This is a genomic window from Biostraticola tofi, from assembly GCF_004343195.1.
In the GTDB taxonomy this organism is placed as follows: domain Bacteria; phylum Pseudomonadota; class Gammaproteobacteria; order Enterobacterales; family Enterobacteriaceae; genus Biostraticola; species Biostraticola tofi.
Window position 1 is genome coordinate 349,566 of the sequence record NZ_SMCR01000001.1, and the last position, 23,587, is coordinate 373,152.

Genomic DNA, 23,587 nt, shown 5'->3' on the forward strand with positions numbered 1-23,587 from the left:
CTCTCTCAATACGTCGTTCTACTTTGACCCGAGGCTTTGCCTTTAGTTGCCGATTATTCCCGGCCAGGCAATTTTTTCCAGGTGACTTCATTACGAAGATAGGTAGGCTGCACCTGCTCTGCGGACTGAACATGGCCATCACGCCACTGCTGCACCGCCAGCGGCAGCATATCGCTGGCGGCGGGTAGCAGGGTTTCACTCCGCCGCAGGTCGACACCCGAGCGCACCAGCAGATCCGGATAGGTTTCCCAGCCGGTACCGGCACTCGCCCAGACGCCGGAAAAATCATCGGGCAGCAGGGCAAGCTGAGCCGGGGCAATCACTCTTTCGCTCTGGGCTCCTTGCCAGCAACCCTCCGCTTGCCGTTGCCAGGATGCCCAGTAGACTTCGCCCATGCGTGCATCGATAGCGGTAAACACCTGTTCAATGCCGGTGTTGCGCCAGGCGCCCTGTGCCAGGGCAGCAAGCGTTGAGACGCCGATAAGCGGCAAGTCTGCGCCCAGCGCCAGCCCTTGGGCTATGCCGATACCGATACGCACGCCGGTGAAGCTGCCCGGACCACGGCCGAACGCCAGAGCATCCAGCTGGTTCAGTTCGATACCGGCACCGGCCAGCAGGCTGTCGACCATCGGCAGAATGCGCTGGGTGTGTTCACGGGGACAGATATCGAAGCATTCGGTAATAGTGCCATCAATCCACAATGCAGCGGAGCAGGCTTCAGTTGCGGTATCAAGGGCTAAAATTCGCGTAGACATGCCAAACCTCAGGCGGGAGTAAAAGGATAATCAAACGGGCATGGATCATAGCACAGGATGCCATGCCCCGGGTTGATGGGATTCAGCGCCTGGCCAGAAAATCAATCGCCCGCTGCAGACTCCGGGTACGCGGCGCCGGCGGCAGGCTCTTCAAAAAGGTGGCGCCGTAGGGACGGGTTACCAGGCGCTGATCACAGATAATCAGCACCCCCCGATCGGTTGTATCGCGAATAAGCCGGCCAACACCCTGCTTCAAGGCAATGACCGCTTCCGGGATCTGCACTTCGGCAAAGGGATCACCGCCGCGCAGTTGGCAATCCTCACTGCGCGCCTTTAGCAGCGGATCATCCGGCGAGGTAAACGGTAGTTTGTCGATAATGACGCAGCTCAGCGTGTCGCCGCGGACATCCACCCCCTCCCAGAAACTGCTGGTAGCCACCAGCACGGCATTGCCGGCGCTGACAAATTGCTGCAGCAGCTGGCGTTTGCCGGTTTCACCTTGCAGAAGCACCGGCAGCGTCAGGGAGGCGCGGAATTCGGCCGCCAGGTCACGCATCATCTGATGGGAGGTGCACAAAAAGAAGCATCGTCCTTTATTAGCGATGATTACCGGCATCAGCATTCGCGCCAATTGCACTGCCGCCCCACGCTGGCCGGGCTCGGGCAGGAATCGCGGCACACACAGCAATGATTGGGTAGCATAGTCAAATGGACTTTGCAGCATCAGCGTCTGGGCATCATCCAGCCCCATGCGCCGGGTAAAATGGTCCATCCGGTCATCCACCGACAGGGTGGCGGAGGTAAATACCCAGGTACCGGCTTTCTCGGCCATCACTTCATGAAAGCGGTCTGAGACGGACAGTGGCGTCAGCGCCAGGACAAATTGCCGGGCATTGCATTCATACCAATAGCTGAAGCCTGTTTCCTGGGTATTTTTCAGCCTTTTCAACCGCGCGCGGTAAAGCGCCGCCCGTTCATAGGCGGCGTCAAGCAGCGCCGAGCGGCCAAGGGCCATTTTGGCCACGTCATGGCACAGCTCAAGCGCATCGTCCAGCAGTACCAGTGATCGCTGTACTGCCGGCTGGGACAGAGCATCGCGCAGATTACCGCGAAAACCGGGCTCGCCGAGGGCCAGACGAAAATCCTGGGTACGAAAAGACAATTGATCGGCGCTTTTCTGCAACTGCGCCATATCCCTGACATCGGTACGGTAAGCCAGCGTCATATCCCTGGCCAGATCCAACAAGTGTCGACCAGTCAATTGCTGGCCAAAGTATTGGCTGGCAATATCAGGCATCTGATGGGCTTCATCAAATATCATTACATCTCCGGCAGGTATCAGTTCGCCGAACCCGCCTTCTTTGACCACCATGTCGGCCAGGAACAGGTGATGGTTAACTACCACAATATCCGCATCCATTGCTTTGCGGCGGGCTTTAACCACAAAGCAATCTTTATACAGCGGGCAATCGCTGCCCAGGCAGTTATCATTGGTGCTGGTCACCAGCGGCCAGACCGGGCTTTCCTCGGCGATGCCGCTACAGTTGGCGATATCGCCATCGGTGGTTTCTGACGACCAATGACGAACGGTGGCCAGCTGTGACTGCGTTTCGACCGGGATGCCGGCTGCCCCCAGCGTCTGCTGTTCCAATCTCTCCAGACAGAGATAGTTCGAACGCCCTTTCAACAAGGCGGTTTTACCCTGGTATTTGAGGGCGGCGGCCACCTTCGGCAGGTCTCGCGTATACAGCTGATCCTGCAGCGCCTTGGAGCCGGTGGAAATGATCACCTTGGCATCAGCGCGCAGGGCAGGAACCAGATAGGCGTAGGTCTTGCCTGTTCCGGTCCCTGCTTCTACGACCAATGGCTTTTTATCGGCAATGGCAGTGCGGATAGCCTGCGCCATCTGCCGCTGTGACTCTCGGGGATTAAAGCCGGTAATCGCTTTGGCCAGTGCCCCACCGGGGGCAAAATCATCGGTCAATGTCCTTCTCCTGGCGAAGTGACGTGCGGATGATGCCCATCCCGGCAAGGAGGGCACACACCGCTGGCGGCAAAAAAAAGTATGATATCATTGCCGGACGTTTTCCCTATTATCAGGAACCTGTGATGTCAATTCAACGTATCGATGCGGGTCAGCGCATGTCTGACGCCGTCATTCATAATCACACCCTCTATTACACCAGCGTGCCCGACGACCCGCATCTCGAGGCGGATATCGCCGGCCAGACCGCCAGCGCCCTCGCCGCCATCGACGCGATACTGTCCAGGGTCGGCGCCGACAGAACCTGCTTGCTGGATGTGACGATTTTCCTGACCGACGTGGCGGATTTTGCCGCCATGAACAAGGTGTGGGATGAGTGGGTGCCCGCAGGCAGCGCCCCGGTCCGCTGCACCGTACAGGCGGCGCTGATGGACCCGCGTTATAAAGTGGAACTCAAGGTGGTGGCCGCCGTCTGAGCCGGCTCAGCGCCGGGGTCCCTGGTGACTACGGTCTTCAGGCTGCTCGTCGTCGGCGTCATCATCAGTATCTTCGCCAGGGTAACTTTCCTGGCTTCCATCATCATAATCATGGGTATATTCGGTGGCGGACTCGGCTTCTTCGTCTTCATCGTCCCAGCGAACCGTCACCCGTTCACCGGTATGGTTTTCACGAATTTCACGAGATACCAGAGCTATAGCCTCGCCGCTGCTCATTCCCTCGGCCATCAGTGCCTGGATGCGCTCAACCGCCACCTGCTGCTGCTCATGGGTTAATGCGGGCATATTGTTAAGCATAATGGGTACCTGTAAGGGGCTTCATTCCGGCTATTATCTCATGCCCAGCCTACCGAAGCCATCCAATGCGCTTTATGATAATATTCAAAGGGATTGTTCTTGAAGGTGTAATCAGCACGATGTGCTGCCCGCTACTACGTGTGGAATCTATGTCTCAGAATTCGCCCCATTTTACCGCATTGCCTTATCAGCCTGGTGCCATAACCGCCCTGTTTGCGCCTTTATCGGCTGCCCCCTGGTCCGCGCTGCTGCATTCAGGCCACGCCTGCCATCAGGACAGCCGGTTTGATATTATGGTGGCCGATCCCCGGGTCACCCTGACCACGCGGGGCAATGTTACCGAACTCTGTCGGGACGGACAGACCAGCCTCTTTGCCGGCGACCCTTTTGAACTGTTGCAACAGCAATTGGAGCTGAGCGGCATCACCCCTGCTCCTCATGGGGTATTGCCTTTCCTCGGCGGGGCGCTGGGTCTGTTCGGCTACGATCTGGCGCGTCGGCTGGAAACACTGCCATGGGTCGCCAGCGCCGATGTGGGCCTGCCGGATATGGCGGTCGGCATCTATCACTGGGCGCTGATTGCCGATAATCAGTTGCAGGAGCTCACGCTAGTCAGCTACGGCGATCCCGCTCCATTGCTGCGTCGCCTGACGGCGGCGCCAATCAGCCAGCCCATTGGCCCATTCCGCTTGACCTGCGACTGGCGGTCCAATATGTCCCGATCCGAGTATGGCCGGAAATTTCGTCGCATCCAGCAGCATCTCGACGCCGGGGATTGTTATCAGGTCTGCCTGGCCCAGCGCTTTAGCGCCCTATACCAAGGGTCGGAATGGCAGGCCTTTCTCCATTTGCTGGCCCATAACAAGGCGCCATTCTCGGCCTTTATTCGCATCGGTAACGAAGCGGTAATCAGCCTGTCGCCGGAACGGTTTCTCAGCATAAAGACCGGGCAGATAGAGACCAGACCGATCAAAGGTACCCTGCCGAGACTTGCCGATCCATTGGCCGATGAGCGGCAGAAAGCCACCCTGGCCCAGTCAGCCAAAGATCGGGCGGAGAATCTGATGATTGTCGACCTGCTGCGTAATGACATCGGCCGAATTGCGGCGCCGGGCAGCGTCAGGGTCCCGGCGCTGTTTGCAATCGAAAGCTTCACCGCGGTACATCATATGGTCAGCACCATCACGGCGACCTTGCCCGCTGACAGACATCCGTGCGAATTGATACGCGCCTGCTTTCCCGGCGGTTCAATCACCGGTGCGCCCAAGGTGAGCGCCATGAAAGTTATTGAACAGCTTGAGCCATCCCGACGCAATGCCTGGTGCGGCAGCATAGGCTATATCAGTTTCTGCGGCGCATTGGACTGCAATATTGCCATTCGCACTCTGCTGACAGACCAGGGCACCATCCACTGTTGGGCCGGTGGGGGTATTGTCGCCGACAGTACCGAACAGGCCGAATATCAGGAAACGCTGGCCAAAGTGGCCAGTATTCTGCCGCTACTGACGCAACTGAATGGGCAACCATGAACAGGACCGATGCCGACATCACCCTGCAGGATTTTATCACTCGCTTCCAGCTGCAACTGCCTGGCTTACCTGTCCGCTTAAGCCCTCAACGCCAGGCTGCCTCAAGCCCCCAACGCCAGGCTGCGGTGCTGATACCGATTGTCTGTCACCCGCAGCCGACGCTGCTATTGACCGAGCGAGCGAAAACCCTGCGTAAGCATGCCGGGCAAGTTGCCTTTCCCGGCGGCGCCGCCGATCCGGGGGACGCTTCGCTGATCATGACCGCCCTGCGCGAGGCCCATGAAGAGGTCGCGTTGTCTCCGACTGAGGTCACCGTGCTGGGAACCCTGCCACCGGTGGACAGCAGCAGCGGCTTTCGCGTTACGCCGGTCGTCGGGCTGGTGGCGCCCGGCCTGCAGCTGGATGCGAACCGGCAAGAGGTGGATCAGATATTTGAAATACCACTGCATGCCGCCATGCAGCTGTCCAATTACAGTGCCCTGGATATCCAGCATCGTTCGCGTAACCTGCGGGTCTATTTTTCCTGGTATCAGCAGCATATGGTCTGGGGAATGACTGCCCAGATATTGTATCGATTGGGACAACAAATCCGCCGTTCCGGTTGATAGCCGCTTTCCGACACCCCGCTGTCATTGCGATGGGCTGCGACGGCAGGTTATGCTGCCGAAGATCGCATCATCGGCCTGCGCCCCACTTTCATCACTGCAATTAACAGATTTGCGGCTTATATCGTTTATTTTATCCTCCAGACAAAAAAAACCTTCCAATCCTAATGGGGATCGATAAAATCTGCTTCGACGAAAAATATATAGAATATATGACTACGTATAACTTATTTATTGGTTGATTATATAACCTGTAGCCCTATTACCCAGTCTTAACCTGCTCTAGGTACATTTTTCGCTCTTGGACGTAAGCCGGGGGCCTCGACCAGGTTGCAGCCGGGTCCGTTTCCGGCAGCTGCGATTGCAAGCGTTGCGCAGCGGAGGGCAGGCCGTAAAGGCAGGCCACACAGTAAGATGATCATTTGTTAAACATTATTTAATTTCATGTGAAATAATAAGCCTAAGCCGGACTCAGCCAGTACACTTTAGGTATAGCCGTCCGTCGAAGCATTAGCTGCGTTTTAAGGAGAGTTTCGGTGATAAGCGTTTTCGATATGTTTAAAATTGGTATCGGCCCGTCAAGTTCCCATACCGTGGGTCCGATGAAAGCCGGTAAACAATTTGCAGACGACCTTGTCAGCAAAGGGCTTCTGGCCTCGGTGACCGCCGTTGTGGTTGATGTATATGGTTCACTCTCCCTTACCGGCAAGGGCCACCACACCGATATCGCCATCATACTGGGTTTGGCCGGTATGGCGCCTGACACGGTGGATATCGATGGCGTACCTGCCTTTATCCGTGACGTGCAACAGCGCGAACGCCTGATGCTGGCCGGCGGACCCCATGAAGTCGATTTCCCCCGCGAAGGCGGCATGGTGTTCCATAATGACAATCTCTCGCTGCATGAAAATGGCCTGACCCTTCATGCGATGAATGGCGATGAGTGCCTATACAGCCAGACGTATTATTCCGTCGGCGGCGGCTTTATCATTGAGGAATCCCAGTTCGGCCAGCCGGTGCTCAATCAGGTCGCTGTGCCCTACAGCTACGAAAATGCCCAGCAGATGCTGGACAACTGCAAGCAGACCGGGCTGTCATTATCTGGTCTGCAGCTGGCCAATGAACTCGCCCTGCACAGCCGCGATGAAATTGATCACTATTTCGCCGCCATCTGGCAAACCATGCGGGCCTGTATCGATCGAGGCCTGAATACCGAGGGTGTGCTGCCCGGCCCCCTGCGCGTGCCGCGCCGTGCCGCGGCCCTACGCCGAATGCTGGTATCGACCGATAAGCATTCAAGCGATCCTATGGTGGTCGTCGACTGGATAAATATGTATGCCCTGGCCGTCAATGAAGAGAACGCAGCCGGCGGCAGGGTGGTCACCGCGCCGACCAATGGCGCCTGCGGTATCGTTCCGGCGGTACTGGCCTATTATGATCATTTCATCGAGCCGGTGACCCCGGAAATTGCCTTACGCTATTTTCTGTCTTCCGGCGCGATAGGTATTCTTTACAAAATGAACGCTTCCATCTCCGGGGCCGAAGTGGGTTGCCAGGGTGAAGTGGGCGTGGCGTGTTCAATGGCGGCGGCAGGCCTGACGGAATTGATGGGCGGCAGTCCTGAACAAGTGTGCGTGGCGGCTGAAATCGGCATGGAACACAACCTTGGGCTGACCTGTGATCCGGTTGCCGGCCAGGTGCAGGTGCCCTGTATCGAGCGTAACGCTATTGCTTCGGTCAAAGCGATCAACGCCTCTCGCATGGCGCTTCGCCGTACCAGCGCCCCCCGGGTGTCGCTGGACAAGGTGATCGAAACCATGTACGAAACCGGTAAGGATATGAACGCCAAATATCGGGAAACGTCACGCGGCGGACTGGCCATCAAGGTTCAGTGTGACTGAATAACTCACGCGGGCCGCTGTGTTACAGCGGCCCGCTTTTTTGACTTGGCCTAGTATCGGCCTCAGGCGTTTTCAGCCAGTTCCTGCCCTTCCCGCTCAACACGCGCTATGCGCACCAGTTCAATACGGTACTCCAGCATTTGCACGATGGTAAAACGCCAATCGGCAATATCAATGACTTCACCCTCGGTAGGCATCTGATCACATTCCGCCAGCAGCATGCCGGCAAGAGATGCCACCGCCTCACGGCCCTTAACCAACTCATGGCTGTCCAGCGCCTGCTGCAGTGCGTGCAGATCGGTACTGCCTTTCGCCAGCCAGCCGGCTTCATCGACAATAATTTCCGGCGTTTCATCCTCATCGGGAAATTCGCCGGCAATCGCCTCCAGCACATCTACCGGCGTCACCAGTCCCTGAATAACGCCGAATTCGTTGGTAACGATTACCATGCTGCCTTTGGCGCGTCGCAGTTCACCCAGCAGGTTAAGCACATCCAGGGTGTCCGGCACCATAATGGCCGGATTGGCAATCGCATAGGCTTTGACCTGTTCACCGTTTTCCAGCGCCACCAGCAGGTCCTTGGCGCGAACAATGCCCAGCACGTTATCCAGTTCGCCATCGCAGACCGGGAACATACTGTGTGGTGTTTCCATCAGCGCGGCGCGTAATTCCGTCACCGGCCGGCAGCAGTCTACCCAGGAAATTTCGTTGCGCGGTGTCATTACACTCCTGAGCGAGCGGGAAGCCAGCGACAACACGCCGGTTATCATATAGCGCTCTTCAGCGGCAAAATGCTCCTGCTGCGGTTTCTCTGCGGTTTCTTCGTCTTCCTGATGATTGCGCGCCCTGCCCCCCATCATGCGCAGAATCGCCTCGGCCGTACGTTCGCGCATTGGCTTGCGCGACTGGTTCTTGATGAAGTTTCGACGGGCGATCTGATTGAAAAGCTCAATAAGGATCGAGAAGCCGATTGCCGCGTACAGGTACCCCTTGGGAATATGGAAGCCAAAACCTTCGGCGACCAGACTCAGGCCGATCATCAGCAGGAAGCTCAGGCACAGCACCACCACCGTTGGATGATTATTGACGAACCGGGTCAAGGGCTTGGATGCCAGCAGCATCATCGCCATGGCGATAACCACCGCAGTCATCATTACCGGCAGGTTGTTGACCATGCCGATGGCCGTAATCACCGCATCGAGCGAGAATACCGCGTCCAGAATGACAATCTGGATAACCACCGCCCAAAAACCGGCATAGCCGCGATTACCATTCCCCTCGTGTTCCTTATTTTCCAGCCGTTCGTGCAACTCCGTGGTTGCTTTAAACAACAGGAAAAACCCTCCTGCCAGCAGGATAAGATCCCGCCCGGAGAAGGTAAATTCGCCGACTGAGAACAAGGGCCGGGTCAGCGTCACTATCCAGGATATCAGTGACAGCAGGCCGAGCCGCATCAGCAATGCCAGGGACAAACCGATGATCCTGGCTTTGTCACGCTGATGGGGCGGCAGTTTATCCGCCAGGATGGCGATAAATACCAGGTTGTCGATCCCCAGAACTATCTCGAGTACCACCAGCGTAAGCAGACCCACCCAAATTGAAGGGTCCATCAAAAATTCCATCGTAGGCTCCGTAAATGTATTCGGGCAGTCAGTTGATTATGAGAGGGGTAAAAAACAGGGGCAAAAAAAAGGGTTCCGGCATTAAACGCCGGGATAAACCGCGGGTACGCCGTTACTGCAGGCGAGACAGTTGAGAAACTTGATCGGTGACAGTCCATCGGAAGGGCTGCGTGCTCCTTATATAATGAAAACAACTCACTTTATCAGTTAAACCTGTCTTCTCATAAATTTTTTTAACACCACCCCGGCGCTGTACTTTTCTTCATCAAAAACGCGGAGTTAATCGCTGCTGTTAAGCCAAATAGCCGAGTCAGGTCACAATTTTTATTTTTTTACACACTAAAATAAATCGCGAATCACTATTAGCATTAAAGAGTTATTAATAAGCTCATTAAATCTTAGTGTAAAAAGAGATTAGTAGTATAGATAGTGTTATGCCATGACGCCCTGTGCATGACGGCGCCTACCAACACGCCGACCGATTTTACTGCAACACCATTAAGTCAACAGAGGAGGTATCCAGTGAGTATTGCTATAGTCATTGGCACTCACGGGTCTGCGGCCGAGCAACTGCTCAAGACGGCTGAAATGATTCTCGGCGAGCAGGATAACGTTGCCTGGATTGATTTCGTACCTGGTGAAAACGCTGAAACGTTAATTGAGAAATACACCGCCAAGCTTTCCGAACTCGACACCCAGCAGGGAGTCCTTTTCCTGGTAGATACCTGGGGGGGCAGTCCCTTCAACGCGGCTAGCCGCATGGTGACTGATAAAGAAAACCATGATGTGGTGACCGGCGTTAATATTCCGATGCTGGCAGAGACCTTTATGGCGCGGGATGATAATCCGTCTTTTGCTGAACTGGTCGGCATTGCCCTGGAAACCGGCCGAGCCGGGGTCAGAGCGCTGAATACCCAGGAAGCTCAAGCGGTTGCAGCCCCGGCTGCGGCGGTAGCCGCCCCATCAGTGGCGCCTCGTGCCATCGGCGAAGGCGGTAACATGACTATCGGGCTGGCCCGCATTGATGACCGTTTAATCCACGGTCAGGTGGCGACCCGCTGGACCAAGGAAACCAATGTAAAACGCATTATTGTGGTCAGTGATGAAGTGGCCGCCGATCACGTGCGTAAAACCCTACTGACCCAGGTCGCCCCACCGGGCGTTACCGCTCATGTGGTGGATGTGGCCAAGGCGATCCGTGTTTATGACAACCCCAAATATGCCAAAGACCGCGTGATGCTGCTGTTCACCAACCCCACCGACGTGGAACGAGTCGTTGAAGGCGGCGTCAAGCTTACCTCGGTGAATATTGGCGGTATGGCGTTTCGTCAGGGCAAAACCCAGGTCAATAATGCGGTGTCGGTTGATGAAAAAGATATCGACGCGTTTAAAAAACTGAATGCCCGCGGTATCGAACTCGAAGTACGAAAAGTGTCATCAGATACACCATTGAAGATGATGGATTTGATAAAAAAACTTGGCAGCTGAGTCCGCAGCCAACATAAATGCGAAACCCGCAGCCAAGCCGTTTTCTGTAAAGCAAACGCGTGAAAGCTGATTACGTTTGTCAGAGGAGAAGTGCAATGGAGATTACAACGCTTCAGATTGTACTGATATTTATAGTGGCCTGCATCGCAGGTATGGGTTCTATTCTGGATGAGTTTCAATTCCATCGTCCCCTGGTCGCTTGTACCTTGATAGGTATCGTATTGGGCGACATGAAAACCGGCATCATCATCGGCGGTACGCTGGAAATGATTGCCCTGGGCTGGATGAATATTGGTGCCGCGGTTGCGCCGGATGCCGCGTTGGCATCAATAATTTCGACCATTCTGGTTATCGCCGGTAATCAGAGCGTCGGGGCGGGTATTGCGCTGGCCATTCCGCTGGCCGCTGCCGGCCAGGTACTGACCATCATTGTCCGTACCATCACCGTCGCCTTCCAGCATGCCGCTGACAGTGCCGCGGAACGCGGCAATCTCAGCGCCATAAGCTGGATACACGTATCGGCCCTGATACTGCAGGCCATGCGTATTGCCATCCCGGCGGTTATTGTCGGCATTTCGGTAGGCACCGATGCGGTTCATAACATGCTGGCTTCCATACCGGAAGTAGTCACCAATGGTCTTAATATCGCCGGCGGCATGATTGTCGTTGTCGGTTATGCCATGGTTATCAATATGATGCGTGCCGGCTATCTGATGCCTTTCTTTTATCTGGGCTTTGTTACTGCTGCTTTTACCAATTTCAACCTGGTTGCGCTCGGCGTCATCGGCGTGGTCATGGCCATCCTTTACATCCAGCTGAGCCCGAAATACAACCGGAGCCAGGGTGGGCAGGCGTCTGCCCCGGGTGCAAATGATCTTGATAACGAACTGGATTAAAGGTGAAAGAAATGGTCGATATTACCAAAATTGAAAAAAAACTGACCCCGGGTGATGTGCGTGCAGTGTTCCTTCGCTCAAACCTTTTCCAGGGCTCGTGGAACTTCGAACGTATGCAGGCGCTGGGATTCTGTTACTCCATGGTGCCCGTTATTCGCCGTCTTTATCCGGAAAATAACGACGATCGCAAGCAGGCGATCAAACGCCATCTCGAGTTTTTCAATACCCATCCGTACGTTGCAGCTCCGGTACTGGGCGTCACCATGGCGATGGAAGAACAGCGTGCCAATGGAGCGCCGATTGACGATGCGGCGATAAACGGCCTCAAAGTGGGTCTGATGGGACCGTTGGCTGGCGTCGGTGACCCGATCTTCTGGGGTACCGTGCGTCCGGTATTTGCCGCCTTAGGGGCCGGCATCGCCATGAGCGGCAGCCTACTGGGTCCGCTGCTGTTTTTTATCCTGTTTAACCTGGTCCGTTTGGTCACGCGCTACTACGGCGTGGCTTACGGTTACCGCAAAGGGGTCGATATCGTCAGTGATATGGGTGGCGGCTTCTTGCAAAAACTGACCGAAGGGGCATCGATATTGGGCCTGTTCGTGATGGGGGCGCTGGTCAATAAGTGGACCCATGTCAATATTCCGTTCGTGGTATCCCGCATCACTAACCAGGAAGGCCAGACTACCGTCACCACCGTGCAAACCATACTGGATCAGTTAATGCCAGGCCTGGTTCCGCTGCTGCTGACGTTTGGCTGTATGTGGCTGCTACGACGCAAAGTCAATGCTCTATGGATCATCATGGGCTTCTTCGTGATTGGTATTTTTGGCTACTGGATAGGTGCTCTGGGTCTCTGACCCGGCTGAATGCCCGATGTCAGCCATGACTGACCATGTCATTACCCGGGGGAACACCCCCGGTTTTTTTATGCTTTTTATCAGGTGGGAATAATGACCATTACCGATATCGGCGTAGTGATATGCATTGCCGCAGGGCTGTTGTTCGCCGTGTATGACGTGTTTATCGTTGATCATTTTCGCCAAGGAGAGACCCGACTGAAGGTGGAACTGAAACGTCAAAGCCGCCTGGATGGGCTGATTTTTATTGGCCTAATATTCATTCTTATTTACCAGAATATCAGCAGCAAGGGCACGGTCATGACAACCACTTTGCTAATGATCCTGGCGTTCGTGGCGTATTATTTATCCTATATCAGAAGACCAAAATTAGTGTTCAAACCCCAGGGATTCTTTTTTGGCAATATCTTTATCCGCTATGAGCGCATCCAAAACATGAATCTGTCTGAGGACGGCGCCTTGGTCATCGATTTGGAGAAGCGGCGGTTACTGATTCAGGTCATAGAGATGGATGATCTGGACAAGATTTACCATTTTATGATTGAAAATCAATAAGATAAATACAATACATCGAGCTATGCATTAAACGATTGTCTATATTTAAAAAATTAGAGAGGGAAAAGGCTTATTTTAAATCAAGCACTGCTTGATATAATTTGTATATTAGCGCTGTTGTTACCGCTATTAATTATGTGTTAAGGATGCCCGGTCGTTGGGGAGTAGCCGACCCGCTTAGATAATCAAACGTGGTGCGCGCCACCCGCAGGCCCTGATAGCCGGTTAACGAATTACTGCGCCGACGGCGCTATGCGCTGCCAGGCGCGGATAATGAAATCAGTTTCGCACGCGAAATGGGCCAGTTGACCAAGCGATGCCAACTGACTTTCATTGGCGCGCCAGGCAAACGGCGTCATCTGCAGTAAATGCTTGGCCATGTCGCCGGTAAGCGTCATCGTATAAGCCAGGCTTTCCTCCAAGACTGGCTCAAAACCCTCGAACTGATCTTCCCTGAGCGGATGCAGCATAACGTCCTCATACATCATTGCTTTAAGCTGGTACAGGTGGCGTGGCCCAGGCGTGACGGTAATGACCAGCCCCTGAGGCTGGACAGTCCTGAGCATTTCGCTGACGCGACAGGGAGCATAAATACGCAGGATACCGGCCAATGATTGGTCTTGAAACGGCAGTCTCTGGCTGGAAGCCACGCTGAACTGCACTTGCGGATAGCGTTTTGCCCCCTGCAGAACGGCGTTCTTGGATATGTCCAGGCCATATACCTGACCCTTGTCGCCCAGCGCTTGTGCCAGCGATGCGGTGTAGTACCCCTCGCCGCAGCCAATATCCAGCCAGTTACCCATTATCCCGGCGCCCTGGCCGGCAATGACCGCCAGAACCCGATCGCGCAGCGGCTGGTAATAACCGGCATCCAGAAACAACCGCCGCGAATGCATCATTTCCTGGTTATCGCCAGGTTCCTTACTGCGCTTAAACTGCACCGGCAGCAAATTGACATATCCTTCCCTGGCGCAGTCAAAGCGATGCCGGCCTTCACACTCCCACCCCTGATGAGAAAAAGCGAGCGGTAGCTGGCACAGCGGACACTGGTAACAGGACATAACGGTTCCCGGACAATTGAAATGACTGGTGCGCATAGTATGCGATTCCCCGCTCAAAATCATCGTTACCGGCAAAATTCAACCATGAGCGTGCGCTGTAGACAATGCAGTGCCGGCCTGACGCGTATCCGAGGTCAGCGCATCGGGCGCCACATTCATGATACGTAGCACTTCAGCCATAATGGTACTGAACACCGGCGCGGATACTGCGCCGCCGTAGTATTGCCCCGCCTGGGGATTATCTATCACCACCACCAGGGCAAATCGAGGACGGCTGGCCGGGGCGATTCCGGCGGTATAGGCCACGTATTTATCCACATAGCGCCCATCCGGGCCAATTTTTTTGGCGGTGCCGGTCTTCACCGCCACCCGGTAATCCCTGACCGCCGCTTTGATACCGCCACCGCCCGGCAAGGCGACACTTTCCATCATGTGTTTGACTTCATGGACTATCCGCCCGTTCATGATTTGCTGCCCAATGACCGGCGGATCCACCCGGACAATCGACAACGGCCGATAAAGTCCATCATTGGCGATAGCGGCATAGACCCGGGCAAGCTGCACGGGTGTCACCATCAGGCCATAGCCGAAGGAAAACGTCGCCCGATCCAGCGCGCCCCAGCGCTGCCGGTCTGGCATCAGCCCGCTGCTTTCTCCGGTCAGGCCCAGTTCAGTCGGTTTACCCAGGCCAAAACGCTGATAGGTTTGCTGCAAAGCCGATATCGGCATGGCCAGCGACAGTCTTGAGACGCCGACATCACTGGATTTTTGCAAAATCCCGGCCATGGACAGCCGCGGATAGAACGCTACATCGCGTATTTGATGTCCATTCAGCACATAGGGACGCGTGTCCAGCACGCTGTCCGGGCGGACGATTCCCTGCGCCAAAGCGGTCATAACCACCATCGGCTTGACCGTCGAACCCGGCTCAAAAATATCGCTAATGGCGTGATTGCGGAAATCCGCTTCCCCGGCGCCGCTGCGGTTATTGGGATTGAACGTTGGATAGTTGGCCATCGCCAGTAATTCGCCGGTGGCCGTATCGACCAACACCGCCGCTCCCGAATCCGCTTTATTGAAGGCGACCGCATTGCCCAGGGCAGCCTCAGTCTGACGCTGCAAGCGCAGATCGATACTCAAGGCCAGGTCATGGGCCGGACGACTGTCAGTGGCGCGCAGCGTTTCTATAACTCGGCCAAAGCGGTCTTTTCTTACCACGCGTTGTCCCGATGTGCCGTTTAACAAGGAATTGAAACTTTTCTCTACACCTTCTATTCCCTGATCATCGATATTGGTGAACCCCAGTAGATTAGCTGCCGCCTCACCGGCAGGATAAAAGCGCCTGGACTCCTGTTTCAGGTAAATGCCGTGAAGTTTTAGCTGTTTGACGTATTGCGCTGCATCCGGTTCAACCTGCCGGGCCAGGTAAAGGAAGCGCAGGTGCGGGTGTTGCGCCATCCTGCCGGTCAACTCGGTAAACGGTATATTCAAAACCTGCGCCAGCGCCTGCCAGCCGTCGCTGGCGCTCACGCCGCCGCTCTGGGCCACTTCCTGGGGATCGGCCCAGATGGCGTCTACCGGCACGCTTACCGCCAGCGGCAGTCCCTGTCGATCGGTTATCATGCCGCGGGCTATCGGCGTTTGCTCAACCCGCAGCGAGCGCTTATCTTCCTGGGCAACCAGCTTATCAGGCGCAATGACCTGCAGCCAGGCGATACGGACCAGCAGCACTGCCAATATCAGAAAGATGCCCAGACACAAGCTGCCAAAACGCCATTGAATAAATCCTTTCTCGTTATGCGTACTCATTTTCACGGCGATTCACGTCTTCATGGCTAACAGATTGAATCGATTAAACCTGATAACCGAGACTCTTGGTGTCAAAACTGTGCTACAAGGGTTAGTCATTTGCAACAAGGCGCGAGTAATGGTGATTTTTATCCTTTATCCGACCGGCACGCTTTCGTCATGTCAGATAATACGGATACACTGTTTTTATTTGATTGACAGGCGACGTAAAAATGACCGTTTATTCTTCTTTATTGCAATCCCTCCCCGGCATCGCCCATGGATTTGGTGATAAATCCGCACTGATGCCTGACAATCTTGCCGCCTGGCAAAGCACGCTGCCGCAAAAAAAACAGGTCCATGGTAGCGAAATTGGTTTGGTCAGCCATGCCGGGCAAGCCTGCGGGGAAGTGGACGGGCTGATAACCTTTACACCGGGCGTACTGCTCACGGTGCTGACGGCCGATTGCCTGCCGCTGCTATTCTGCCGGCGCGATGGCCAGGCCATCGGTGTGGTACATGCGGGCTGGCGGGGTTTGCTGGCCGGGATTATCGAGCAATTCGCCAGGCTGATAGCCGCCCAGGGAAACCATCCCGCCGATTGGCTGGCGGTAGTTGGACCCGCCGCGGGCCCCTGCTGCTACGAAGTTGGCCACCCCCTGGTGGCGGACTTTTGCCGGCAGTTGACTGTACCGACCAACATCATCACCCCCGGCAATGGCTATCTGGATCTGCCCGCTATCGCGGCCTATAAATTACAGCAAGCCGGCTTCGGTCAGAGTGAACGGTTAAATGAATGTACTATCTGCAGCCAGCCATCGACCGCTTCAGCCAGCCAGGCCGGCCCGGCCTGCTTCAGCTACACCAGTTTCCGTCGCAACAGCAAAAAACGGGCTACAGACCGGTCATATCCGTCGATTAAAGGCCGCAACCAGCATTCTGGTCTGATTATGTTGCCTAAAACGTCAGATTGACCGATCCCGGTTGGGTCGACAGTGATGAGGTGTAGCGTCAGTTGGGATTGCTGATATGACGTTAAATAAGATAAATGCGGGTATTATCTGGGGAAGTGTCTATGAGGTGAACACCCTGCCGGCACGTAACCGGCAGGGGAAGCAACTTGTGATCCATCAGCCAAATGGCTGATTGTTGATTATCAACGTGGATTACAGAGCAGTTACGTTAACTGCTGAAGGACCTTTCTGGCCATCCTGGATTTCGAATTCTACGTTCTGGCCTTCAGCCAGAGTTTTGAAGCCGTTACCCTGAATTGCGGAGAAGTGTACGAACACGTCTTTGCTGCCATCGGCCGGAGTGATGAAACCAAAACCTTTAGACTCGTTGAACCACTTCACTTGACCTTTAATCTTTGCCATCTTGCATATTTCCTTTGGAGTGTTTAAATCGCCTTGAGGCGAGACAGAGACAAACTGGAGTCGTTACTGCTTGAGGCACTAAGATAAGGATCGGCAGAGAAGCGGTATGCAACGATATCGTCTTTACGCAATACTTCTTTACTGAAAATGCCATTCATATACAGAACTGTACCTCGTTTTACCCAAATGCGTTATCACATACTCTGTAATCAATGGCAAGCCATTTTTATTCAGTGTAGGAGATCTCGCACATAATCAAATCATTCTCTACATTGCTTAGGTCAGTAACATTAGGAAAGTACGTATAACCTCATCCTGCGTACTGATAGCAACATAGATTCCTGCATCAATTGATGAATACCTTATCGCAAAGATTTGCCAACGTCCAATCTATTATTCAGGAATAACTATTCATTTACTCGCGCAAGAAAACAAGAGGTTCAGCTCACAAATTTCAGCTCTGCTTATAACGTGTTTTGATAAACATCTATTAAATATGTCTGATAAAAATACCGCTTTGGTTATTAAATCGGCATATGCGGTTGAGGCAGTTTGGCATCGGCATCCGCCACTGCGGCCGGCCGTATGCCGGTGCAGTCAGCCCTGCCCCGTCAAGAGGATGCTGCGCCAATAAGGCTCACCAATAATGTGCAAGATGGGCAGTTAGCGGCAGCATTACAGCTCTGCGAGAAAATGACAGATAAAAGATCGTCGGTTTTTAACCATTGTGCCTATATAGATCTCATACCTCTTTACATATATATGAAAATCTTACTACAGGATTATTCTTTCACCTATTTTTAGCGGGCTGAACTTATTGTTATCAATACCCGCCTGTTGTAAAGCGCGCTTTAATTCCCTGGGCGGTTCATCGAGTGACTCATCGGCCAACTCAAATACACCCCAGTGAATCGGTATTACTCTTGGGGAACCCAGTTCAGTGAATAAGGTGACGGCGCTGGCTGGACTCATATGGCTGTCGCCCATGAACCATTCTGGTGCATAAGCGCCGATCGGCAGCGCTGCGATGTCGAAGGGACCGAGTCGCTGGCCGATTTCGGTGAGCGTAGGCGAATATCCGCTGTCACCTGAAAAATAGAATCGCCAGGCTGCAGTCTCCAGCACCCAGCCGCACCACAGGCTCTGATTGCGATCCCATAGGCTGCGCATACTCCAATGACGGGCCGGTACAGCATGGAGCCGCATACCGGCGATCGCCAGGCTGTCCCACCAATCGCACTGCTTGATATCCCTGGCGCCCATCCGTATCAGAGAGCGAGACATCCCCAGCGGCGCTATGACCGGTACCTGGGGGAAGCGCCTGAGCAACTGTTTTAAACTGCGCTTATCGAGATGGTCGTAATGATTATGGGAATAGATAATCGCATCCAGGCTTGGCAGGCTATCCAAATTTATTGGCGAGGGGGTCTTGCGGGCCGGGCCGATAAACGATAAGGGAGAAGCGCGCTGCGCCAGCGCCGGGTCTACCAGCAAATACCGGCCTTGAGCTCTGACCAGGATACATGCATGGCCTAGCCACCAGATGGCATCTTCGCTGCCGGCCAGATCCGCCGGTTGCCACCAGCGCTGGATAAAACGGCGGTAACCGCCTTCAGGCGGGCGAGGCAATCCTTCAGCCTTACGCTGCTTTTGCCATTGCTTGTAGGCATCGGGACGATGTGTGGTTGGTTCGGTGTTGCGAAAGCCATCCGGGGTGTGGTGGGGTTTCAGTGGGTCAAACCAGGGATTTTTTATAGCCATCGACCTAGGTAAGCTCTCAATATAATCAGCACGCGTATGGCGGGACGAAAAACAGCCTCTGTTGCGCAAAGGGGCTCAACGCCGTAAACGCTGTTTCGTCCATACCGTCCGGCCTCAACGCTCTGCGATGAAGTCCTTGAACATAATGGGTTCAGCACCGGCCAGCGGAACATCGAGGTCATTGACTTCCGGGGTAGCCTTGGGCTGCAGGGCCTTCAACAGCGCCGTCTGTTTTTTCTGCTGTTCAAGGAGTTCGGTCAGCAGCGCAATCTGCTGGTTAGCCCTTACGCTTGCCCGATTAAGGAAAAACCACACCCCCAGCCCGATGATGGTTACCGCCAATGAAAACGCCATAGAGGCGATACCCATATTATCAACACTCATTGCATTCATGTTACTGACCTTGCCACAGATAAAGATGCTGCCGTTTTCTCATCGCGTGAACCTGATAGCATCTGCAGCATCACGTTCATCACTACCATGGCATCCATTTTGTCACCCGGCATACTCCTGCGAAAAAATCGCCGCCCTGATCACAAAAACTATTGAGTGCCGATAGCCATAGTATCAGACAAAGCGAGAGTATGACGACTATTGATAGAGTTAGACTTTTTTTCAAAACACTGTCCTGTTCTTACCGGTTGCATAATAGTAAGCAGTCAAACTTAAACAAAGGTTAACTGCATAGCAATTAGTTGCTTTAGCAATAATGATTCAATGACATTATGCTACACACTCCGATATGACGGCCGGGTAAGAACAGCTGCGCCTGAGAATGGCCTGAGTTACGAGGAATGATTGAATTTCAGATCTATCAATGCAATGGCTTTCTCAATCGCCCGCCGGGTGATCGGGTCCTGTGCCGCGGGATGGGTTGCGAAATCGATGGCTTTAAGCTGGTGGGACATTTTATCGCGCACTTCCACCGGGGCAATAACATCAATAACGTCCAGGATCTGTTTGATGACCAACTGACAGGCAACCAGGTCGGAAACCAGTTCCTGGTTTTCCGAAAATGAAACCGACATATTCTTTTCCTTTTCTTTATTCGGTACCTGACGGAGGCAGGACAGCAAGCCCCGCTCCGGCATGAAACGGCATCCGTCAGAACGGATACTCTTGATAGCCAATCTGGCGAGAGATGGTACGCGCCGCATCGTGCAGCATACTGACATAATCGTTCTTGCTGCCTTCGGAAAAGCGTATGGTCGGGAAGGAAATGCTCAGGCCTGCGATCACTACGCCAAAACGATCGAAGATCGGTACGGCGATGCAGCGCAGCCCTTCTTCCTGCTCTTCATTGTCTTCACCAAAGCCTTGCTGTTTTACCCGCGCCAGCTCGGGCATCAGGGTATCTACGTCTGCTGCGGTACGGGAGGTACTGCGGGTGAATACCACTTCAGACAGGATCTCGCGCACTTCGTTGCTTTCGCGCCAGGCCAGCAATACCTTGCCGATAGCAGTACTGTAAAGAGGGTTGCGGCGCCCGACACGAGAGTGCATCCGCAGGTTGTACATTGAATCAATCTTATGGATATAGACGATACTGTCTTCATCTAGCGAGCCCAGATGAATGGTTTCACGCGTCAGGTCGGACAGCACCCGCATCTGAATATCGGCAATACGGATAAGATCGACGTTCTGCAATGCCTTGGCACCGAGTTCAAACAGTTTGAGCGTCAGGGAATATTTTTCAGACTCGCCTTCCTGAGCGACATATCCCAGGGACTTCATTGTTTGTAAAAAGCGATACACCGTGCTTTTGGACATCATCACACGCTGAGACAGCTCGGTGATGCCGATTTCGCGCTCTTCGCCCAACGCCTGCAGAATGCCAAAAACCTTAAGTACCGACGAAACTGAATCGGGTTGCCTGTCTAAGTCTGCTATCGCCATTATGTGTTATTTCCTGAGTCGCGCGATGTTTTAAAAAATTCAGAACATGATTTTTAGTATAATGTTAACGCCATATTCATTGCAATCCTAACACCACTAATAACCGCACCCCCAGCGGGGATAACGCGATTATTTAGTTGTTACGTTTATTTGATTATCTGCCCATGCTAATACTAATGTGGGCACATTTAATTTAGGTAATAGCGCACTTTGACCATGTTGACTTCCTATGCCGATGGCATCCCCACCCCCCGGCGTTACGGCGCCATCCTGACCATTATTCTCAGCATCTCGATAGCCGTTCTGGATGGGGCGATCGCCAATGTAGCGCTTCCGACCATTGCCCGCGAGCTGCAGGCAAGTCCGGCCGCCTCTATCTGGGTGGTCAATGCCTATCAGCTATCGATTATCATGACGCTGCTTTCCTTCGCCAGCCTGGGGGATATCTATGGCTATCGCCGGGTCTACCAGTGCGGGCTGGCGCTGTTCAGCCTCATGTCGCTGGCCTGCGCCTTATCTGACAGTCTGTGGATGCTTATCGGCGCCAGGATATTGCAGGGACTGGGCGCGGCGGCTGTTATGAGTATCAATACCGCCCTCATCAGAATTATTTATCCGCAGTCCAAACTCGGCAGGGGTATTGCGTTGAACACGCTAGTGGTCGCCGTCTCCACGGCCGCCGGCCCGACCATCGCCGCCGCTATCCTATCGGTGGCATCGTGGCAGTGGCTGTTCGCGGTCAATGTCCCCATCGGCGCGGTGGCTTTGTTTTTGGGACACCGTTTTTTACCCGCTAATAATCAGAAAAATGGCGGCCAGCAATTCAATATCTTCAGTGCCCTGATGAACGCGCTTACCTTTGGGCTGCTGCTGCTCGGCCTGGGGGGATTCGCACAGGGAGTGGATGTCGGCTGGGTTCTGCTGGATCTCATCCTGGCGCTGCTGGCTTTAGGGATATACGTACGTCATCAATTGAATCAGCCCTGGCCGCTGCTGCCGGTGGACTTACTTAAACTGCCGTTATTTTCACTGTCCATCGGCACCTCCATCTGCTCTTTCAGCGCCCAGATGCTGGCGATGGTGTCACTGCCGTTCTATTTGCAGACCGTTCTGGGCCGGGACGAGGTTGCCACCGGGCTGCTGCTCACACCCTGGCCGCTGGCCACTATGTTGTTCGCCATGCTGGCAGGCAGATTGATCGGGCGGGTAAACGGTGGCTTGCTGGGCGCCGTGGGATTGAGTTTTTTTGCGCTGGGTCTGTTTTCCCTGGCATGGCTGCCGGCAGCCCCCGACGACGGACAGATCATCTGGCGCATGATGCTGTGCGGCGCCGGCTTCGGCCTGTTTCAGTCGCCGAACAACCATATCATCATTACTGCCGCTCCCCGTCACCGCAGCGGCGGCGCCAGCGGCATGCTCAGCACCGCCAGATTGTTTGGGCAGACGCTGGGCGCAGCACTGGTGGCGATGATGTTTAATCTGTTTGGTGATACCGGCACCCATGCAGCGCTGTTGCTGGCCGGAGGGTTTGCCGCTGCCGCTGCCCTGGTGAGCGCATTGCGCATTAGCCAGCGCAATCAGGCAGGTTAGCCTGCCCGGCTACGGAAGAAAGAGTGGCAGTTCGACGTTGAATCGAACTGCCCTTTCATTAACAACCGACAACGACCGACCTACCCTATCCACTGTGACCGGCTGTAATTATTTCAGATACTCACCAGATCGCAGCGCTTCGATACGCTTGTCCAGCGGCGGGTGGGACATGAACAGTTCGCTGATCCCCGTTTTCTTGCCATTGATGCAAAAGGCCAGCAGGCTTCCCTCTTCTTGCGGTTCATGACTGGTTTTCAGCCGCTGCAGGGCGGCAATCATTTTCTCTTTACCCACCAGCCGGGCTGAACCGGCGTCGGCATGAAACTCGCGATGGCGCGAGAACCACAGGGTGATGATGCTGGCCAGTACGCCAAACACCAGCTCAAGCACCATGGACACCGCAAAATAAATCAGCGGATTGCCGTTACCGCTTTCGCCTTCATCTCGGTTGGACGACATGAAGCCAGCGGCAATCTGCGCCAGGATACGTGAAATGAAGATAACAAAGGTGTTTACCACACCCTGAATCAGGGTCATGGTGACCATATCGCCATTAGCCACATGGCTGACTTCATGGGCGATCACCGCCTCAGCCTCATCCCGGCTCATGTTGGCCAGTAGACCGCTGCTCACCGCTACCAGTGAAGCATCGCGCCGAGCCCCGGTCGCAAAGGCATTGATATCCGGCGCATGATAGATAGCCACCTGCGGCATGACAATCCCCGCCTGTTCGGACTGGCGGCGGACAATGTCAAGCAGCCAACGCTCGGTTTCGTTACGCGGTTGTTGGATCACTTCGCCGCCAACTGATCGCAGCGCCATCGATTTTGACATGAGCAACGAAACAAAGGCGCCGCCAAAACCGAATAAACCGGCCATAATCAATAACCCGGTGGCACTTGAACCCTGAATTCCCGTCAGGCTCAGCACCAGACCGAAAACCAGCATCACCGCCAGGTTAGTGAGTAAAAAGAGAGCGATACGCATCATAGTTTGTCTGGTTCCTCAAAATAGTCGCGCTTATTGCGCTATGAAGATCGTATGGGTATCCGGCGCGTTTTCAAGGTGTGAAGCCGCTTAAGTGGCTAAATAAAGCTAACTTTACACTTCTAGAGGAGAGTGGCACCGA

23 protein-coding genes and 1 pseudogene are annotated in these 23,587 nt (G+C 54.3%); 10 read left to right on the top strand and 14 right to left on the bottom strand.

Translation table 11 applies throughout. From position 1 onward, the window contains the following. Positions 1 to 53: 53 nt before the first annotated feature. A complete protein-coding gene (tsaB, locus tag EDC52_RS01570) occupies positions 54 to 755 on the bottom strand; it encodes a tRNA (adenosine(37)-N6)-threonylcarbamoyltransferase complex dimerization subunit type 1 TsaB (protein WP_131863504.1) in 702 nt (233 codons plus the stop codon). Between the two features lie 82 nt (positions 756 to 837). Next, positions 838 to 2,739 carry an ATP-dependent DNA helicase gene (locus EDC52_RS01575; RefSeq protein ID WP_131863505.1) on the bottom strand — a complete coding sequence of 634 codons (1,902 nt, stop codon included), beginning with the start codon at positions 2,737 to 2,739 and terminating at the stop codon, positions 838 to 840. Positions 2,740 to 2,864: 125 nt separating this feature from the next. On the opposite strand from EDC52_RS01575, the gene EDC52_RS01580 reads away from it, so the two are divergent. Continuing rightward, positions 2,865 to 3,215 (top strand): RidA family protein, encoded by a 351-nt coding sequence (locus EDC52_RS01580; RefSeq protein ID WP_131863506.1) that lies wholly within the window; start codon positions 2,865 to 2,867, stop codon positions 3,213 to 3,215. 87 nt (positions 3,216 to 3,302) lie between these two features. On the opposite strand, the pseudogene EDC52_RS20305 reads toward EDC52_RS01580, so the two are convergent. After that, positions 3,303 to 3,533, bottom strand: a pseudogene (locus EDC52_RS20305) (YoaH family protein); the annotation flags it as partial. A gap of 149 nt (positions 3,534 to 3,682) precedes the next feature. Here EDC52_RS20305 and pabB point away from each other — a divergent pair. The 3 genes from pabB to EDC52_RS01600 all read left to right on the top strand — a co-directional run bounded on the left by pabB (position 3,683) and on the right by EDC52_RS01600 (position 7,568). Then, on the top strand, positions 3,683 to 5,062 hold the full coding sequence (pabB, locus tag EDC52_RS01590; RefSeq protein ID WP_131863508.1) for an aminodeoxychorismate synthase component 1: 1,380 nt from the start codon (positions 3,683 to 3,685) through the stop codon (positions 5,060 to 5,062). Beyond that, positions 5,059 to 5,667, top strand: coding sequence for a CoA pyrophosphatase (locus EDC52_RS01595; RefSeq protein ID WP_131863509.1), 609 nt, complete (start codon positions 5,059 to 5,061; stop codon positions 5,665 to 5,667). The genes pabB and EDC52_RS01595 overlap by 4 nt, the downstream gene beginning before the upstream one ends. 536 nt (positions 5,668 to 6,203) lie before the next feature. Next, on the top strand, positions 6,204 to 7,568 hold the full coding sequence (locus EDC52_RS01600) for an L-serine ammonia-lyase (RefSeq protein WP_131863510.1): 1,365 nt from the start codon (positions 6,204 to 6,206) through the stop codon (positions 7,566 to 7,568). Between the two features lie 62 nt (positions 7,569 to 7,630). Here EDC52_RS01600 and EDC52_RS01605 read toward each other — a convergent pair whose 3' ends face one another. Continuing rightward, entirely contained in the window at positions 7,631 to 9,190 is a 1,560-nt protein-coding gene (locus EDC52_RS01605; protein WP_131863511.1) for a TerC family protein, read from the bottom strand. Positions 9,191 to 9,712: 522 nt separating this feature from the next. Between EDC52_RS01605 and manX the strand changes: the two genes are divergently transcribed. From manX to EDC52_RS01625, 4 genes are all read left to right on the top strand, one after another. Beyond that, a complete protein-coding gene (gene manX / locus EDC52_RS01610; RefSeq protein WP_131863512.1) occupies positions 9,713 to 10,678 on the top strand; it encodes a PTS mannose transporter subunit IIAB in 966 nt (321 codons plus the stop codon). A gap of 95 nt (positions 10,679 to 10,773) precedes the next feature. Next, the gene (locus tag EDC52_RS01615; RefSeq protein WP_131863513.1) at positions 10,774 to 11,574 is read left to right on the top strand and encodes a PTS mannose/fructose/sorbose transporter subunit IIC; all 801 of its coding nucleotides are present in this window, start codon (positions 10,774 to 10,776) and stop codon (positions 11,572 to 11,574) included. Positions 11,575 to 11,585: 11 nt separating this feature from the next. Next, positions 11,586 to 12,431, top strand: coding sequence for a PTS mannose transporter subunit IID (locus EDC52_RS01620; protein ID WP_131863514.1), 846 nt, complete (start codon positions 11,586 to 11,588; stop codon positions 12,429 to 12,431). Positions 12,432 to 12,524: 93 nt separating this feature from the next. Beyond that, positions 12,525 to 12,986 (top strand): DUF986 family protein, encoded by a 462-nt coding sequence (locus tag EDC52_RS01625; RefSeq protein ID WP_131863515.1) that lies wholly within the window; start codon positions 12,525 to 12,527, stop codon positions 12,984 to 12,986. 233 nt (positions 12,987 to 13,219) lie between these two features. On the opposite strand, the gene rlmA is transcribed toward EDC52_RS01625, so the two are convergent. Next, positions 13,220 to 14,047 carry a 23S rRNA (guanine(745)-N(1))-methyltransferase gene (rlmA, locus tag EDC52_RS01630; RefSeq protein ID WP_131863516.1) on the bottom strand — a complete coding sequence of 276 codons (828 nt, stop codon included), beginning with the start codon at positions 14,045 to 14,047 and terminating at the stop codon, positions 13,220 to 13,222. Positions 14,048 to 14,125: 78 nt separating this feature from the next. Continuing rightward, positions 14,126 to 15,856 carry a peptidoglycan glycosyltransferase FtsI gene (gene ftsI / locus EDC52_RS01635; protein WP_131863517.1) on the bottom strand — a complete coding sequence of 577 codons (1,731 nt, stop codon included), beginning with the start codon at positions 15,854 to 15,856 and terminating at the stop codon, positions 14,126 to 14,128. Positions 15,857 to 16,068: 212 nt separating this feature from the next. Between ftsI and EDC52_RS01640 the strand changes: the two genes are divergently transcribed. After that, a complete protein-coding gene (locus EDC52_RS01640) occupies positions 16,069 to 16,809 on the top strand; it encodes a polyphenol oxidase family protein (protein WP_131863518.1) in 741 nt (246 codons plus the stop codon). 192 nt (positions 16,810 to 17,001) lie between these two features. On the opposite strand, the gene cspE is transcribed toward EDC52_RS01640, so the two are convergent. The 7 genes from cspE to kdgR all read right to left on the bottom strand — a co-directional run bounded on the left by cspE (position 17,002) and on the right by kdgR (position 20,868). Further along, the gene (cspE, locus tag EDC52_RS01645) at positions 17,002 to 17,211 is read right to left on the bottom strand and encodes a transcription antiterminator/RNA stability regulator CspE (protein ID WP_005968829.1); all 210 of its coding nucleotides are present in this window, start codon (positions 17,209 to 17,211) and stop codon (positions 17,002 to 17,004) included. 23 nt (positions 17,212 to 17,234) lie between these two features. Further along, positions 17,235 to 17,369, bottom strand: coding sequence for a DUF2627 domain-containing protein (locus tag EDC52_RS01650; protein ID WP_131863519.1), 135 nt, complete (start codon positions 17,367 to 17,369; stop codon positions 17,235 to 17,237). 616 nt (positions 17,370 to 17,985) lie between these two features. Then, the gene (locus EDC52_RS01655; protein WP_131863520.1) at positions 17,986 to 18,972 is read right to left on the bottom strand and encodes an MBL fold metallo-hydrolase; all 987 of its coding nucleotides are present in this window, start codon (positions 18,970 to 18,972) and stop codon (positions 17,986 to 17,988) included. A 114-nt stretch (positions 18,973 to 19,086) separates the two neighbouring features. Next, positions 19,087 to 19,365 carry a YebO family protein gene (locus EDC52_RS01660; RefSeq protein WP_131863521.1) on the bottom strand — a complete coding sequence of 93 codons (279 nt, stop codon included), beginning with the start codon at positions 19,363 to 19,365 and terminating at the stop codon, positions 19,087 to 19,089. 82 nt (positions 19,366 to 19,447) lie between these two features. Further along, positions 19,448 to 19,591, bottom strand: coding sequence for a PhoP/PhoQ regulator MgrB (locus EDC52_RS20210; protein ID WP_131863522.1), 144 nt, complete (start codon positions 19,589 to 19,591; stop codon positions 19,448 to 19,450). 166 nt (positions 19,592 to 19,757) lie between these two features. Continuing rightward, positions 19,758 to 20,000 carry a DUF2766 family protein gene (locus EDC52_RS01670; RefSeq protein ID WP_131863523.1) on the bottom strand — a complete coding sequence of 81 codons (243 nt, stop codon included), beginning with the start codon at positions 19,998 to 20,000 and terminating at the stop codon, positions 19,758 to 19,760. Between the two features lie 76 nt (positions 20,001 to 20,076). Continuing rightward, the gene (kdgR, locus tag EDC52_RS01675) at positions 20,077 to 20,868 is read right to left on the bottom strand and encodes a DNA-binding transcriptional regulator KdgR (RefSeq protein ID WP_131863524.1); all 792 of its coding nucleotides are present in this window, start codon (positions 20,866 to 20,868) and stop codon (positions 20,077 to 20,079) included. A gap of 216 nt (positions 20,869 to 21,084) precedes the next feature. Between kdgR and EDC52_RS01680 the strand changes: the two genes are divergently transcribed. Further along, positions 21,085 to 22,458: an MFS transporter gene (locus EDC52_RS01680; RefSeq protein WP_131864074.1), complete on the top strand. Its 1,374-nt coding sequence runs from the start codon at positions 21,085 to 21,087 to the stop codon at positions 22,456 to 22,458. Positions 22,459 to 22,566: 108 nt separating this feature from the next. On the opposite strand, the gene htpX is transcribed toward EDC52_RS01680, so the two are convergent. Beyond that, positions 22,567 to 23,448 carry a protease HtpX gene (htpX, locus tag EDC52_RS01685; protein WP_131863525.1) on the bottom strand — a complete coding sequence of 294 codons (882 nt, stop codon included), beginning with the start codon at positions 23,446 to 23,448 and terminating at the stop codon, positions 22,567 to 22,569. Positions 23,449 to 23,587: the final 139 nt, after the last annotated feature.

Bases quoted from the DNA above. Each gene is read 5' to 3' on its own strand.
- EDC52_RS01650 (WP_131863519.1), bottom strand. From the start codon at position 17,369: ATGAATGGCATTTTCAGTAAAGAAGTATTGCGTAAAGACGATATCGTT.
- tsaB (WP_131863504.1), bottom strand. From the start codon at position 755: ATGTCTACGCGAATTTTAGCCCTTGATACCGCAACTGAAGCCTGCTCC.
- EDC52_RS01595 (WP_131863509.1), top strand. From the start codon at position 5,059: ATGAACAGGACCGATGCCGACATCACCCTGCAGGATTTTATCACTCGC.
- EDC52_RS01680 (WP_131864074.1), top strand. From the start codon at position 21,085: ATGTTGACTTCCTATGCCGATGGCATCCCCACCCCCCGGCGTTACGGC.
- EDC52_RS01580 (WP_131863506.1), top strand. From the start codon at position 2,865: ATGTCAATTCAACGTATCGATGCGGGTCAGCGCATGTCTGACGCCGTC.
- EDC52_RS01670 (WP_131863523.1), bottom strand. From the start codon at position 20,000: ATGTCGGTTTCATTTTCGGAAAACCAGGAACTGGTTTCCGACCTGGTT.
- EDC52_RS01640 (WP_131863518.1), top strand. From the start codon at position 16,069: ATGACCGTTTATTCTTCTTTATTGCAATCCCTCCCCGGCATCGCCCAT.
- EDC52_RS01615 (WP_131863513.1), top strand. From the start codon at position 10,774: ATGGAGATTACAACGCTTCAGATTGTACTGATATTTATAGTGGCCTGC.
- EDC52_RS01605 (WP_131863511.1), bottom strand. From the start codon at position 9,190: ATGGAATTTTTGATGGACCCTTCAATTTGGGTGGGTCTGCTTACGCTG.
- cspE (WP_005968829.1), bottom strand. From the start codon at position 17,211: ATGGCAAAGATTAAAGGTCAAGTGAAGTGGTTCAACGAGTCTAAAGGT.
- rlmA (WP_131863516.1), bottom strand. From the start codon at position 14,047: ATGTCCTGTTACCAGTGTCCGCTGTGCCAGCTACCGCTCGCTTTTTCT.
- htpX (WP_131863525.1), bottom strand. From the start codon at position 23,448: ATGATGCGTATCGCTCTCTTTTTACTCACTAACCTGGCGGTGATGCTG.
- EDC52_RS01625 (WP_131863515.1), top strand. From the start codon at position 12,525: ATGACCATTACCGATATCGGCGTAGTGATATGCATTGCCGCAGGGCTG.
- EDC52_RS01620 (WP_131863514.1), top strand. From the start codon at position 11,586: ATGGTCGATATTACCAAAATTGAAAAAAAACTGACCCCGGGTGATGTG.
- pabB (WP_131863508.1), top strand. From the start codon at position 3,683: ATGTCTCAGAATTCGCCCCATTTTACCGCATTGCCTTATCAGCCTGGT.
- EDC52_RS01660 (WP_131863521.1), bottom strand. From the start codon at position 19,365: ATGAATGCAATGAGTGTTGATAATATGGGTATCGCCTCTATGGCGTTT.
- kdgR (WP_131863524.1), bottom strand. From the start codon at position 20,868: ATGGCGATAGCAGACTTAGACAGGCAACCCGATTCAGTTTCGTCGGTA.
- EDC52_RS01655 (WP_131863520.1), bottom strand. From the start codon at position 18,972: ATGGCTATAAAAAATCCCTGGTTTGACCCACTGAAACCCCACCACACC.
- ftsI (WP_131863517.1), bottom strand. From the start codon at position 15,856: ATGAGTACGCATAACGAGAAAGGATTTATTCAATGGCGTTTTGGCAGC.